The organism is Paenibacillus sp. FSL H8-0315 (assembly GCF_038005365.1).
Lineage (GTDB): Bacteria > Bacillota > Bacilli > Paenibacillales > Paenibacillaceae > Paenibacillus_AQ > Paenibacillus_AQ odorifer.
Window position 1 is genome coordinate 2832563 of record NZ_JBBOTA010000001.1, and the last position, 15146, is coordinate 2847708.

A 15146-nucleotide genomic window follows, 5' to 3' on the forward strand; every position below is an offset into this window, starting at 1 on the left:
CTTTTATGTCTTATGTTTTTGTGTTTATGTTAGATTTATATTGTTTTGGAGAGAACCCTTTATACTTCTTGAACATTTTGCTAAACTGCGCATAATCCTGGTATCCAACTAATGGCGCTAGCTCAGATAACTGGATATGGTCTCTATGTAATATTTCCGCCGCCTTATCCATCCGAAATTGCACGAGATACGTTTGGAAGCTGCAGCCTACTTTTTTGGTGAACAAACTACTCAAGTAACTTCGGGATACATGTGCCACCTTAGCTAAATCTGCAAACAAGATCTCATTCCTATAATTTTGAGCTACGTATTCTTTTACAAATTCAACATAATCATAGTGCTTTGTGATGCCGTCTAACATTTTGACCATAAAATCATCTTCATCCAGCGTCCCCGACACTTTAAAAGCTTTGGTTATATTCGTAATGGACTTCTCCGAGGGAATTCTTTCAAAAGCAGAGCCCCCGATATACCCCATCAAGTTTTGATTATTGCTGTACATATATTGCACATCAATTGGCGTTTTCACCGGACCACCGTAAACCAGCTTAATTAAATCTGGCTTTAGCTCATTGCATGTATTAAATATCTTGTCCGCTTTAGCCTTGGCAGCTTCCAGAGAGAATACTTTTTTAGCGCCTAATAACCCGCCTTCTGTTAGACCTAGATGTGCACAAATAATATCCGCTCCAGCCTCAATCATCTGTGCTGCCTGGATTTCGTCAAATACAAAAGCAATGGTAAACAAATCCTTCTCATGGGCTATTCTTATGGCTTCTACTTCAAGTAGATAACCATTCCCCTCTTCTTCGAGCGCTTCTCCAAATTGACCATCTATTAAACCCACCGTGGGGTAATTATTAACGCCGGCAAAGCCTCTATTCTTTATTTCACTTATATAGGATTCCATATCTTTGGTCGGATCAGTTGCATTGAGGCCAAAAATAATAGGGATATCTCTGACCAACGGTATGATCTCTCTAGATGCAAAGTCCATCACCATATCATTGCTATTACAAAATGGTAAAATACCAGCGAGAGAGCTCCTCCCCATCTGACGAAATTTACCCGAGTTTAACATCAGAATGAAATCAGCTCCACCCTGCTTCGCATACTTTGCCGTTATACCAGCACCGGTGGCTACTCCAATAATATGATTGCCTACTTTTAATTCCGATCTAAGCTCGTCTAGGATTTGCTCTCTGTTCATACCTACGAACCCTCCTATCCCTAACCTAAGGATAACCGTAAAGAACACTGCTAATCCAGTCATAGTTCATTTAGATAATAAAAAAAATCCCGCCTGCCACCTATAAAGGTCTGAGGCGAGATTTGATATTGATACGGTTTACAATATAGCGTCCCCGTGTTGTACAATCCATTCATTAGCTTCGTGCAATGTCAGCTCTGCCCGTTCAATTGCAGCCTTCACCTGAACGGTGGCTGTGCCGCCATAAACGTTACGAGCGTTAACTACAGCTTCCGGTTGAAGAACAGCATAGATATTCTCGTCGAACAGCGGTGAGAATTGCTTGAACTCTTCCAGCGTCAAATCCAACAAGAATTTGCCTTCGTTGATGCAGTAGAGTACCGTTTTCCCAATTACCTCATGCGCTTGGCGGAAAGGAAGCCCCTTACCTACCAAGAAGTCGGCTATATCCGTTGCATTCGAGAAATCCGTGTTCACAGCTTCACGCATACGACCTTTGTTCACCTTCATAGTGGAGATCATCGGCGCGAACAATTGCAGTGCACCAGTCAGCGTAGTAACCGTATCGAACATGCCTTCTTTGTCTTCCTGCATATCCTTGTTGTAAGCCAGTGGCAATGATTTCAGCACCGTCAGCAAGCCAATCAGGTTGCCGTAAACGCGGCCTGTTTTGCCCCGTACCAGTTCTGGTACGTCAGGGTTCTTCTTCTGCGGCATAATGCTGCTGCCTGTGCAGAAAGCATCATCCAGTTCTACAAAGCTGAACTCTGTGCTGCTCCACAGGACCAGTTCCTCACTGAGTCTGGATAGATGTGTCATGATAAGGGAAGCATTCGCCAAGAACTCCACGATGAAATCGCGGTCGCTGACAGCATCCAGACTGTTCTCATACACACTGTCAAAACCCAGTTGTTCCGCTACAAAATGACGGTCAATCGGGAAGGTCGTTCCCGCAAGCGCTCCTGCTCCGAGTGGCAGCACGTTGATCCGTTTGTAGCTGTCCGTCAGACGTTCTGCATCGCGGCGGAACATCGATACGTAAGCCAGCAAGTGATGAGCAAACAGAATCGGTTGTGCCCGTTGCAAATGCGTATAACCAGGGATGATGGTCTCCACATTGTCTTTTGCTTGTTCGATCAAAGCTTCCTGCAGCTCATGCAGCAAACTAACTAGCTCAACTACACGGCCACGTAAATAAAGGTGCATGTCCGTCGCCACTTGATCGTTACGGCTACGTCCTGTGTGCAGCTTACCACCAACTGGACCGATTTCCTCGATCAGATGTTTTTCAATATTCATATGGATGTCTTCATCCGATACTGAGAAAACGACCTCTCCAGCATTAACCTTGTCCAGCACTTTGTTCAGACCTTGTTTGATTGTTTCCACGTCTTCTTGTGGAAGGATTCCGCATTTGCCCAGCATCGTGACATGTGCCAGACTGCCTTGCACATCCTCTTTGGCCAAAGCCTTATCAAAGCCAATGGAAGCCGTATATTCCTCAACCAGCTTGTTCGTTCCTTTAGTAAACCGTCCGCCCCAAAGCTTGCTCACCTATTGTTCCTCCTCTTGGACGCCAGAGGGCCGCTCCTATCCTGACGGGAGGAACGGCCTTCGGGGTTGCCCGTTTAAGTATATGTTATCGTACTATTTAGAAGCTCCATTTACACCTGTAGAAACTTTAAGGCGCAATGCGTTCAAGTGAATAAAACCAGTGGCATCCCCTTGATCATAAGCTTGTGTAGGATCAGCTTCCATCGTTGCAATCTCAGGATTGTACAGGCTGACTGGGCTCTTCACTCCAGCGCCGATGATGTTGCCTTTGTACAGTTTAAGACGAACAGTACCCGTTACATTTTGTTGGCTCTGTGTTACAAGAGCTTGCAGTGCGATACGCTCTGGAGCGAACCAGAAACCGTTATACACCAAAGTGCTGTAACGAGTGATCAGGCTGTCACGCAGGTTCATCACTTCACGGTCCATCGTGATGGATTCCATTTTGCGATGAGCGACGAACAGGATTGTTCCACCTGGAGTCTCATACACGCCGCGGCTCTTCATGCCGACAAAGCGGTTCTCAACCATATCCACACGCCCGATACCGTGTTTACCACCTAGCTCATTGAGTTTCTCCATCACTTGAAGTGGGTTTAAGGATTCACCATTCAGGGCTACGCAGTCTCCCTTAACGAATTCGAGCTCCAAATATTCCGCTTCATCCGGAGCATCCTCAGGAGCGTTGCTCAGCAGGAACATTCCTTTGTTCTCTGGTGCACTTGGATCGAACCAAGGATCTTCCAGTACGCCGCTCTCATAGCTGATGTGCAGCAGGTTACGGTCCATCGAATACGGCTTCGCCGCAGAGGCTTGTACCGGAATATCATTAGCTTCCGCATAAGCGATCATTTCCGCACGACCTGGGAATTGATTGCGGAACTCTTCTAGACGCCAAGGTGCAATCACCTTAATGTTCGGAGCCAATGCAGCTACACCAAGCTCGAAACGGACTTGGTCGTTCCCTTTGCCTGTCGCGCCGTGCGCGATAGCCGTTGCGCCTTCAGCGATGGCGATATCTACCATGCGCTTGGCGATCAATGGACGAGCAATACTAGTTCCGAGCAAGTATTGGCCTTCATAAAGTGCGCCAGATTGGAACATTGGATAGATGAAATCGCTAGCGAACTCATCGCGCAGGTCGTCAATGTATACTTTCGATGCGCCAGTAGCGAGTGCTTTTTCCTCCAAACCGTCGAGCTCTTCCTTTTGGCCGATATCAGCAGTGAAGGCAATGATCTCCGCGTCATAAGTTTCTTTAAGCCATTTTAAAATAACAGATGTATCCAATCCGCCGGAATAGGCGAGTACAATTTTTTCTTTAGCCATGGTGTGGCAACTTCCTTTCGTGTGGGCTATATAAATTAAAATAAACGTGCCTTTGCCAGCACTCTGACGATAAATCGCAATTACACTGAATATTTGGACTTACGGTCGCTGTTATCATCAGATTTCTTTTATTTCAAACCGCATTGTGCGGATAAAATCTGATGATAAAGGCGAACGCTACGCTCCTACAGTTCCAAAAATTCCGCTCCATTACTCCATCGTCCAAAGTCTAACTTCGCCCAACATTAATTCAATTTATATAGTGATTTATATTTTATATTTTTTAAATTCCTTAACTCATCAACGCAGCCATTAAAGCTTTTTGTGCATGCAGCCGGTTCTCAGCCTGATCAAAGATCACCGAGTTAGGGCCGTCAATCACGCCTGTGCTGACTTCTTCCTCACGGTGGGCTGGCAGGCAGTGCAGGAAGAGATAATCGCTCTTAGCGCCTTTTACAAGCTCCTCATTAACCTGATAGTCCTTGAATGCCGCTTCACGTGCCTTTTGCTCCTCCTCGAAGCCCATACTCGCCCATACGTCTGTATAGATGACGTCAGCGTCTTGTACAGCTTCTTGCGGGCTGCGAGTGACCACAATCTTCGCTCCGGTTTCTTTAGCGATCTCACGAGCTTCTGCGACAACCGCTGCATCTGGCTCATAACCTTCCGGTCCGGCGATAGATACGTCCACGCCCAGCTTAGCTCCGCCAATCATTAAGGAATGCGCCATATTGTTGCCATCGCCGATGTAAGCCAGCTTCAGGCCCTTGAGCTTTCCTTTGTGCTCATAAATCGTTTGATAATCGGCCAGCACTTGGCAAGGATGTGCCAGGTCACTAAGACCGTTGATTACGGGAATAGAGGCATAACGAGCGAGATCCTCAACCTTGTCATGACCGAAGGTACGGATCATAATCCCGTCGAGATAACGCGACATTACTTGCGCTGTATCACCAACAGTTTCTCCGCGTCCCAGCTGGATATCATTTTTGCTCAAGAAAAGGGCATGCCCTCCCAGCTGATACATTCCAACTTCAAACGACACACGTGTACGTGTAGAGGATTTTTCAAAAATAAGTCCAATCGTCTTTCCCTTCAGCGGCTGAAATTCTTCGCCATTTTTCTGCTTCTTCTTCAGCTCAATCGCCGAATCAATCAGATACGTAATTTCCTCCGGGCTGTAGTCGTTCAGCTCCAGTAAATCACGGCCTTTCAGTTGCTGCGCAATGTTGTGCTTGTTACTCTGTACGCCCTGACTCATGAGCTTACCTCCCCGTTTGCTTGTTTAGCATAAGTATGAATGAGTTCGCATAGGATGTCCACCGCTTGGTCGATCTCCTCTTTGCTTACATATAGATTAGGCAGCAGACGAAGGACATTAGGACCGGCTGTCACGAACAACAGGCCTTTCTTTTGTCCAGCCAGTACAATATCGCCCACTGGGGATTGACATTCAATCCCGATCAACAGCCCTTTACCACGGATATCCTTCACAAAAGAACAGTCCGCCAGCTTCTCTTTCAAAAGACCTGTCAGGTACTTACCCATATCTTCGGCGCGCTGTGGAAGCTCATCTTCCAGCATCGTCTCAATCGTCGCTGCCATAACAGCTGTTGCTAGCGGTGTTCCCCCGAAGGTGGACGCATGGCTGCCCGCTGAGAAGGCTTCACGCAAATACCCTTTGCCAAGCATTAAACCTGCCGGGAACCCGCTAGCTATCCCCTTAGCCAAGGTGAAAATATCCGGTTCAATTCCATAATGCTGATGAGCGAACAGCTTGCCTGTACGTCCCATACCTGTCTGTACTTCATCTACAATCAGAAGCAATCCGTGGTTCTTACACAAGGCCACTACAGCGTTCAAGAACTCAGGTTCTACCTCAAGCACGCCACCCTCTGCAAGTACCATCTCCAGCATGATAGCAGCTGTATGATCTCCGATAGCAGCTTCTAACGCTGGGAGATCATGCAAGGGTACGGTCTTGAAACCTGCTGGAAGTGGCAGGAACCCTTCTTTCACCTTTTGCTGGCCTGTAGCTGTTAGTGTGGCCAGTGTACGTCCATGGAAGGATTGTTCGAATGTGATAACCTCATAACGGTCGACACCCTTAATCTTCTGATGGTAACGGCGGGCCAGCTTAATAGCAGCCTCATTCGCTTCTGCCCCGCTATTGCAGAAAAAGACTTGATCAGCGCAGCTATTCTCTGTCAGAAGGTTGGCAACTTTATCTTGTCCCGGAATATGGAACAGATTCGAGACATGCCAGAGCGTATCAATCTGATCCTTCAGCTTAGCGCCGACTTTTTCAGGAGCATGACCTAGACTGGTCACAGCCAATCCACTGGTGAAATCCAGATACTTATTGCCTTTATCATCCCATACCCAGGTACCCTTGCCTTTAACTAAGCTGAGATCATATCTGGCGTAAGAAGGGAACACTGCACTCAGCTTGCCTGCTGCAACATCCGGTGTACCTGATCCTACTGTATCGGTCTGCTGTGCCCCTGCTTGCGAACCCAACTCCGCTTGTGTAAGCTTGCTCATTCTAAGTCACTCTCCCATCGGCTGCTCCTGTGAACAGGCTGCGCCTCTAATTTGTATTCATCTATAATTCTACGAACGAATAATACGTGTACCTATCGCTTCACCTTGCAGTACTCGACTAAGCACCCGCGGTTCTTTTCCATCCACAATGATAACCTCTGATACGCTGCCCTGAATGCAATCGATAGCTGCCCGCACTTTGGGGATCATGCCACCGTAGATTTCCCCACTTTCGATCAAGGCTTCGATTTCCTGTACAGTAACGGAGGGAAGCACAATCTTTTCACCTTCCACTGTACTCATGATGCCTGGCACATCTGTGACGACGATCATTTTGGGAGACTCCACATAGGAAGCAACTGCCCCTGCTGCCGTATCTGCGTTAATATTGTAGCGCTGACCTGCTGTATCTACTCCGATAGGTGCAATGACAGGAATATAACCCATCCCAACAATACCAGTTACGATCTCAGCCTTAACTTCTGTTACTTCTCCTACCAAACCTACTTCGGCGCTGTTCGCCACTGGTTTAGCAATAATCATATTGCCATCGATGCCCGAAAGCCCCAGAGCTAGACCACCGCTCCCTTGAATTCGCCGGACAATCGCCTTGTTTATACTTCCTGCCAGCGTCATCTCTACAACATCTAGTACTTCCTCGGTGGTTACTCGCAGGCCATTCACAAAGCTGCTTTCAATGCCCAGTTTCGCTAGATTCTCGGAAATGGCTGGCCCTCCACCATGAACAATTACTGGCTGAATGCCCTCCTCCTGCAAATCTCGCAAATCCTCAAAAAAAGATTCAGGTAGAGCCGCAAGCGTACTGCCGCCGCATTTCATTACAAACAATCCACTACCATCTAAAGCATCTATAAGTTCAAGCTCGCTATTTAGCGTCATATGATCGGTATCCTTCCCTTATGGGCTTAACACGCCATAAATTAAGTGCGATATGCGGCGTTAATACGCACATAATCGTAAGTTAGGTCACAGCCCCAAGCCGTTGCTTTCCCGCTTCCATCATGCAGATCTACAGTGATCAGCACAGTTTCACTTTTTTGCAAATAGGCCAAAGCCTTTTCCTCGTCAAAAGCAACTGGCTTCGAGTGCAAAAGCACCTCAATATCCCCTAACGAGATGTTCACATGCTCCGGCGATACCGGAACACCCGCGCGTCCAACCGCAGCAATAATCCGCCCCCAGTTCGCATCCGCTCCAAAAATAGCAGATTTCACTAGACTAGAACCAACCACTGTCTTGGCAATCGCTGCCGCCGCCTCATCATGAACAGCACCATTCACTTGAACCTCAATCAGGTGAGTTGCACCTTCGCCATCTCGAGCAATCGCTTTGGCAAGCGTCTGGCACACATACGTGAATCCAGCAGCAAAAGCGTCCCAATCCGATTGCAGTCGTGTCAGCTTCTCATTACCGGCAAGCCCACTCGCCATCGACACTAACATATCATTAGTACTAGTATCTCCATCGACTGTAATCATATTAAAAGTAACATTCGTAGCTGAACGCAGAAGACTAAGTAAATCCTCCGCTGCAATATCAGCATCCGTGGTCATAAAGCCAAGCATGGTAGCCATGTTAGGATGGATCATCCCTGAGCCCTTTGCAGCTCCGGCAATTGTAACTTCTACACCGCCAACGAGCACCTTCACGGCGATCTCTTTTTTAACTAAATCAGTGGTAAGTATAGCTTGGCAGAATTCCTCCGCGCCAATAGCTCCTCCATCCAGCTTCTCTGGTATTGCAGTAATTCCGCTACGTACGCAGTCCATCTTCAACAGTTCACCGATAACTCCAGTCGAAGCAACAGCCACATCATTAACGGCCACACCTAAATGCTGAGCCGCAGCAGCGCGCATCTCATAAGCATCTGCTTCACCTTGTTCGCCTGTGCAGGCATTGGCATTCCCGCTGTTCACGATAACCGCCTGCAATACTCCGTTCGAAAGGCTTTCCCGAGTCACTTTCAGCGGGGCCGCCTGAAAAACATTCGTCGTATACACGGCCGCAGCCGTTGCCGGAACTTCACACAGAATCACTCCGAGATCGTTGCGATCTGTTTTTTTTAATCCACAGTGCAATCCTCCGGACTTAAAACCCTTAGGTGAAGTGATGCTTCCACCCTCCAAGGTGGTAAATAACTCAATCTCGCTCATATTATTTGTACCGCTGATCCTTATGGATACACAGGTGTGTAGCCGAGGCCAAGGGTTTCCTCCCATCCCATCATCAAATTAAGGTTCTGTATTGCCTGCCCTGCCGCACCTTTTACAACATTATCAATGACGGAGACTATGGTCACCCGCCCTGTACGAGCATCTGTTGCAAATCCGATATCACAATAATTAGAGCCGCTAACTTCTTTTGTCGCCGGAATCACACCTACATCACGCACCCGCACATATGGCCGGCCCGCATAATATTCACGGTATAAATTCACAAAATCCTGCTCCGTATAATTGTCCGTCATCCCTGCATACATCGTACTCATAATTCCCCGGCTCATCGGCACGAGATGTGTGGTGAACGTTACCGTTACCTTTTCTCCGGCAATCTCTGTGAGCGTCTGCTCAATTTCTGGTATATGTTGATGCTTATTGATTTTATAAGCTTTAAAGTTCTCATTAATCTCTGCATAATGTACCATCAGGCTTGTTCCGCGTCCTGCTCCAGTAACTCCTGATTTCGCATCAATAATAATACTGTCGTGCTTAATCCAACCTGCCTGAATTGCAGGAATTAGTCCAAGAAGTGTAGCTGTAGGATAACAGCCTGGATTAGATATAAAATCAACCCCTGCCGCACGCTCTCCAAACACCTCGCAAAGTCCGTATACAGCCTGCTCTAGATATTCATCAGCCGGAGCGGGATGTTTATACCAGTGCTCATACTCTGCACCATCCTTCAATCGAAAATCACCGGACAGATCCACGACCTTAAGTCCAGCTTCCAGCAGCTGCGGCACCAGCTTTGCGCTCACACCCGACGGCGTCGCCGTAAATACCACATCCGCCCGCTCAGCCATTTGAGCCGGGTCAACGCCATCCAGCCTTCGATCAATGATGCCCGTCAAATGCGGAAAACCTTCCTCTATAGCATCCCCTGCGCTTGATGAGGAAATTACCGAAGTAATCTCTACCTTAGGATGACTTTGTAGCAGCCGAATCAGCTCTACGCCCCCATAACCCGTTGATCCAACAATCGCCGCTCTCAGCTTGCCTTCCACTGTCATCCCCACTTCCTGCTTATCATGAATTATAATAAATAATATAATGCATACCGTCTTAGAAATATGTATTATTATACGACTCAATTAATATAAATACAACACATAGTGTTAACTTTCTTTATTCTTAAATATAATTCTATTTACAAAAAAAGAGAAGCGTAGCTTCTCCTTTCGGAGAAATTACACTTCTCTTTTAAAGCCTTCACCCAGCACCTCATGCGCCTCAGTGATAATCACAAAAGCACTAGTATCTACCGATTGAACAATCGCTTTTAATCTGGAAACCTCATTCTGACCTACTACAACCATTAGCACCGTACGCTCATCACCAGTATAACCGCCATGTGCATCCAGCTTCGTCAGACCCCGATCCAGATCATTCAAAATCGCCTCAGATATTTCTTCCGTCTTGTCCGAGATTATGTAAGCCACCTTTGTATAACGGAAGCCTACCTCTATCGCATTAATGGCCTTACCTGTAACAAACAGACCGATCAGTGCATACAGTGCTTGTTCCATACCGAGTATAAAAGCAGCCAGCACAATGACCGTCCCGTCCAGCAGCACTACAGAAATCGAGAAGCTGAGACCGGATATCTTTTGAATAATCTGCGCCAAAATAGTAAGTCCACCTGTCGAGCCCCGTCCGCGGAACACAAGACCTAACCCCACCCCCACACAGATACCGCCATAAATGGAGGCTAAGAGTGGATTGGTGGTAGGTGCAGGCAAATCTTTTGTCAACAAGATAAAGAGCGGCAACACAAAGCTCCCAAGCAGCGAGCGAACTCCGTATTGTTTACCCAAGAAGATTACCCCGAGTACAAACAACGGAATATTAAGCGCCCATTGCGTAAATGCCGGTTCAGCCCCAAACCAAGCTTCAGCCAATACCGACAGACCGGATACACCACCAGAAGCAATATGATTAGGCAGAAAAAAAAGATTAAACCCCAGCGCTGTAACTAGCGATCCGAGCAAAATTAACATCGTATCCACCACATGTCGGAGTGTCCCATTCAGAGGAATCAGTGGGGGTTTATTACGTGAATTGACTTTTTGCATTTCAAAGGCTCTCCTTAAAGTGTCATCTTGCTCTACGAAAGAAGAAACGGCCATCCCATCCTAATCCATGAATGGTATCCGTTTCCCCCGAAACTTTCTCTTTTATTCTGCCTCAATCTTGATCTGGCTACGCAGGTAACCATCAATGAATACATCAATATCTCCGTCCATAACAGAACCCACATTCCCCGTTTCCACGGAAGTACGGTGATCCTTAACCATGTTATACGGATGGAATACATAGGAACGGATCTGACTGCCCCAAGCAATATCGGATTGCTCACCGCGAATCTCATCCAAATGCTGTTGCTGCTCTTGCAGTTTGCGCTCATATAGCTTGGAACGCAGCATTTTCATCGCTTGTTCGCGGTTTTTGATCTGTGAACGTTCGTTCTGACAGGTTACCACCACACCCGTAGGTAAGTGAGTAATCCGCACCGCAGAGTCTGTGGTATTGATATGCTGTCCACCGGCGCCGCTCGCCCGATACGTATCGATCTTCAAATCCTCAGTACGAATTTCAACTTCTACATCATCGGCAATTTCCGGAACGACATCACAGGATACAAAAGAAGTATGCCTTCTGCCCGAAGAGTCAAACGGAGAAATCCGTACTAGCCGATGGACACCTTTTTCAGCTTTCAGATATCCGTAGGCGTTGAAGCCTTTAATAAGTAGTGTAACACTCTTAATTCCCGCTTCATCACCCGGTAAGTAGTCCAGCACCTCAACCTTGAATCCACGTTTTTCAGCCCATCGGGTATACATCCGCAGCAGCATCTGGCCCCAGTCTTGGGATTCCGTACCGCCCGCACCCGGATGGAGCTCAAGAATAGCATTCAGCTTGTCATACGGCTGGTTAAGTAGCAATTGCAGCTCGAATTCATCCACTTTGCTGCCTAAACTGCTGATCGTCTCCCCAATCTCTGCCGCAAGATCTTCATCGCCCTCTTCATCCGCAAGCTCTGCCATCATCGCAGCATCGTCGTATTCTTGTTGCAGCTTCTCGTATTGATCCACAGACGATTTCACGGCATTCATCTCGCCGATCACGCTCTGTGCCTGCTCTGGATTATCCCAGAAGCCTGGAGCAGCCATTTTTTCTTCAAAGTTCGAGATCATCTCTTGCTTAAGATCTAAGTCAAAGAGACCCCCTAAGGTCAGTTAGTTTCTTGCCTATTTCACGCAGATCCTGCTTTACATTAGCTTCAATCATATGGTCACTTCACCTTTCAAAATAGGTTGTTACGGTCGTCGTTATTGGAAAGTTAGTAATGAGTGAATGTTCAGCCATTCCGAGAAGGATTGGACTTCCGATCGCTGTTGTTTCCAGATTCCTTGAATTGATAACCGCATAGCGGCTGGAATCCCGAAACACAGGCGAACACTCCGTTTCTCCAGTTCCAAACCTTCTCTCCATTCCACATTCACTCAAAGTGCTAAATATCCAAAAAAAGCGACTGGGCCGTAAACGGGGGATACCCCCGGGCCCAGCCGCTCTTTATGGTTAGTATACCCATAGAGATCAGGGCTAAAGACTTACATCTTCAACACCTGAATATGAGCGCTACTAAACGTTTGTCTTATGCGTTTTGACCGTGGCAGTTCTTGTACTTCTTGCCGCTTCCGCAAGGGCAAAGATCATTACGACCAGCTGCCGCCTCAACATGTACCGGACGTTTTTCAGCAGGTTCGCTGTTAGTGGAAATTTTATTTTCCTCTACAACGGATTGACGCTCCTGATTTGTCTCGATGTGAGCCTTCATAATATAAGTAGCTACTTCTTCTTGAATCGTAGCCGTCATAGTATTAAACATTTCGAATCCTTCGAATTGATACTCGCGAAGTGGATCTGTACCACCGTAAGCACGCAGATGAATCCCTTGACGCAATTGATCCATCGCATCGATATGATCCATCCACTTGCTGTCCACGGAGCGCAGCACAATTACCTTCTCGAATTCACGTACCAATTCTGAACCCAGGCGTTCTTCACGAGCAGCATATTTCTCAAGTACACGTTCGAAGATGTACTCAATGATCTCTTCTGCTTCTTTGCCCCACAGAATATCGCGAGTCAAAGCACCTTCTTCAAGCAGCTTGCTGTTTACGTAATCAGCAACTTCTTGCAGCTCCCAGTTCTCAGGAATATCGTCACTGCAGTGTGCGTGAACAATACGTTCAATAACCGGCTTGATCATTTCAAGTACGATATCTTTAATATTTTCAGACTCCAGAATCTCACGGCGTTGTTTATAAATAATTTCACGCTGTTGATTCATAACGTCATCATATTGCAATACGACTTTACGAATATCAAAGTTATTACCTTCAACACGTTTCTGAGCAGATTCCACAGCACGCGTAATCATGCGGCTCTCAATCGGCTGATCTTCCTCAAAGCCAAGGCGATCCATCATACTCAAAACGTTGTCAGCGCCGAAACGCTTCATCAACTCATCCCCAAGGGACAAGTAGAATTGTGTAGAACCTGGGTCCCCTTGACGACCCGCACGACCACGCAGCTGGTTATCAATCCGGCGCGATTCATGACGCTCTGTACCAATGATATGCAGACCACCAAGATCTGTCACACCTTCGCCCAGAACGATGTCCGTACCACGACCTGCCATGTTGGTAGCAATCGTAACTGTACCAGGCTGACCTGCATGTGTAATGATTTCAGCTTCCGCAGCGTGATGCTTCGCGTTAAGCACTTGGTGTCTAACGCCTTTGCGCTTCAGCATTTCAGATACGAGCTCTGAATTCTCAATCGACACTGTACCCACAAGTACAGGTTGGTTCTTTTTGTGACGTTCTACAATTTCTGCCACTACAGCGTTGAATTTACCGTTCTCACTCTTGTAGACGACATCCGGCATATCTATGCGCTGATTTGGTTTATTCGTAGGGACTTGAAGAACTTCAAGACCATAAATCTTCTTGAACTCTTCTTCCTCAGTTTTAGCTGTACCTGTCATACCGCCCAATTTGCGATACATACGGAAATAGTTCTGGAAAGTAATCGTAGCAAGCGTCATGCTCTCATTCTGTACTTCGATTTCTTCCTTCGCTTCAATCGCTTGGTGCAAACCGTCACTATAACGACGGCCTGACATTAAACGTCCCGTAAATTCATCAACAATAACGACCTCACCCTCGTTAACAACGTAATCTACGTCACGACGCATAATTACGTTTGCTTTCAGGGCTTGGACGATATGGTGATTCAAGGTTACATGACTGTGATCATACAAGTTCTCAATACCAAAAGCACGTTCAGCAGTAGCTACACCTTTTTCAGTCAAGGCTACAGACTTCACTTTGATATCAACTGTGTAGTCTTCTTCAGCTTTAAGCTTTTTCACAAAGCGGTCTGCTGCAAAGTACAATTCAGTAGACTTCTCAGCTTGTCCGGAAATGATAAGAGGTGTACGTGCTTCATCAATAAGAATGGAGTCCACTTCATCAATAATACAGAAATAAAGAGGGCGCTGAACCATTTGTTCTTTATAAAGCACCATGTTGTCACGCAAATAATCGAAACCAAATTCGTTGTTCGTGCCATACGTAATATCGCAGGCGTAAGCATCTTGTTTATCAGCATGGTCCATACCGCTTAGGTTAACCCCAACCGTCATGCCCAGGAAGTTATAGATTTGTGCCATTTGTGCGCTGTCGCGCTGAGCCAAATAGTCATTGACCGTTACTACGTGTACGCCTTTACCAAGCAAAGCATTTAAGTACACTGGCAATGTTCCTACTAGAGTCTTACCTTCACCAGTCTTCATCTCGGAGATTCGGCCTTCATGCAGGGCCATACCACCAATTAACTGTACATCAAAATGCCGCATGCCAAGCGTCCGTTTGGAAGCTTCACGTACGGTTGCAAACGCCTCAGGAAGAATTTCTTCCAAGGTTTCGCCTTTCTCAATACGGGCGCGGAACTCTTCCGTCTTAGCTTTTAAAGCTTCATCGGATAGTGCTACAAATTCCGGCTCCAATCCATTAATTACATCGACTGTCTTCATGAGACGTTTAACGTCACGATCGTTTGTGTCTCCGAATATTTTCTTTACAAGTCCTAGCATGGTTAACCCCTTTCATGCAACACAGATGGTGGAACCGAGCCCATCCTCACAAAATTGAAAGGGCCATTTATAAATTCGATTCCGCTGCTTCATAAATTGTAACAGT

Annotated in this window: 11 protein-coding genes; all 11 read right to left on the minus strand. The window is 46.7% G+C overall.

Going from position 1 to position 15146, the window contains the following annotated elements; all coding sequences use genetic code 11:
- Positions 1–10: 10 nt before the first annotated feature.
- Positions 11–1210, minus strand: a complete 1200-nt coding sequence (locus MHB56_RS12345; RefSeq protein WP_341143623.1) for a phosphoenolpyruvate hydrolase family protein — start codon at positions 1208–1210, stop codon at positions 11–13.
- 138 nt (positions 1211–1348) lie between these two features.
- The gene (gene argH, locus MHB56_RS12350; RefSeq protein ID WP_076305767.1) at positions 1349–2764 is read right to left on the minus strand and encodes an argininosuccinate lyase; all 1416 of its coding nucleotides are present in this window, start codon (positions 2762–2764) and stop codon (positions 1349–1351) included.
- A gap of 93 nt (positions 2765–2857) precedes the next feature.
- Positions 2858–4093, minus strand: coding sequence for an argininosuccinate synthase (locus tag MHB56_RS12355; RefSeq protein WP_076305768.1), 1236 nt, complete (start codon positions 4091–4093; stop codon positions 2858–2860).
- Positions 4094–4385: 292 nt separating this feature from the next.
- The gene (gene argF / locus MHB56_RS12360; RefSeq protein WP_076182119.1) at positions 4386–5354 is read right to left on the minus strand and encodes an ornithine carbamoyltransferase; all 969 of its coding nucleotides are present in this window, start codon (positions 5352–5354) and stop codon (positions 4386–4388) included.
- The gene (locus MHB56_RS12365) at positions 5351–6637 is read right to left on the minus strand and encodes an aspartate aminotransferase family protein (RefSeq protein ID WP_076301429.1); all 1287 of its coding nucleotides are present in this window, start codon (positions 6635–6637) and stop codon (positions 5351–5353) included. Before MHB56_RS12365 ends, argF begins: the two co-directional genes overlap by 4 nt.
- 69 nt (positions 6638–6706) lie before the next feature.
- On the minus strand, positions 6707–7537 hold the full coding sequence (argB, locus tag MHB56_RS12370) for an acetylglutamate kinase (RefSeq protein ID WP_341143624.1): 831 nt from the start codon (positions 7535–7537) through the stop codon (positions 6707–6709).
- 41 nt (positions 7538–7578) lie between these two features.
- A complete protein-coding gene (gene argJ, locus MHB56_RS12375; RefSeq protein WP_341143625.1) occupies positions 7579–8811 on the minus strand; it encodes a bifunctional ornithine acetyltransferase/N-acetylglutamate synthase in 1233 nt (410 codons plus the stop codon).
- Positions 8812–8831: 20 nt separating this feature from the next.
- Positions 8832–9887 (minus strand): N-acetyl-gamma-glutamyl-phosphate reductase, encoded by a 1056-nt coding sequence (gene argC, locus MHB56_RS12380; RefSeq protein ID WP_038573582.1) that lies wholly within the window; start codon positions 9885–9887, stop codon positions 8832–8834.
- 177 nt (positions 9888–10064) lie between these two features.
- Positions 10065–10949: a YitT family protein gene (locus tag MHB56_RS12385; protein ID WP_076282427.1), complete on the minus strand. Its 885-nt coding sequence runs from the start codon at positions 10947–10949 to the stop codon at positions 10065–10067.
- A gap of 102 nt (positions 10950–11051) precedes the next feature.
- Positions 11052–12165, minus strand: a protein-coding gene (gene prfB, locus MHB56_RS12390; RefSeq protein WP_139329815.1) for a peptide chain release factor 2 whose coding sequence is annotated in 2 segments (ribosomal slippage) — positions 11052–12092 and positions 12094–12165 — 1113 coding nt in all. Because the reading frame shifts where the segments join, the coding sequence is not laid out codon by codon here.
- A 367-nt stretch (positions 12166–12532) separates the two neighbouring features.
- Positions 12533–15040, minus strand: coding sequence for a preprotein translocase subunit SecA (gene secA / locus MHB56_RS12395; protein WP_036678509.1), 2508 nt, complete (start codon positions 15038–15040; stop codon positions 12533–12535).
- Positions 15041–15146 lie beyond the last annotated feature (106 nt).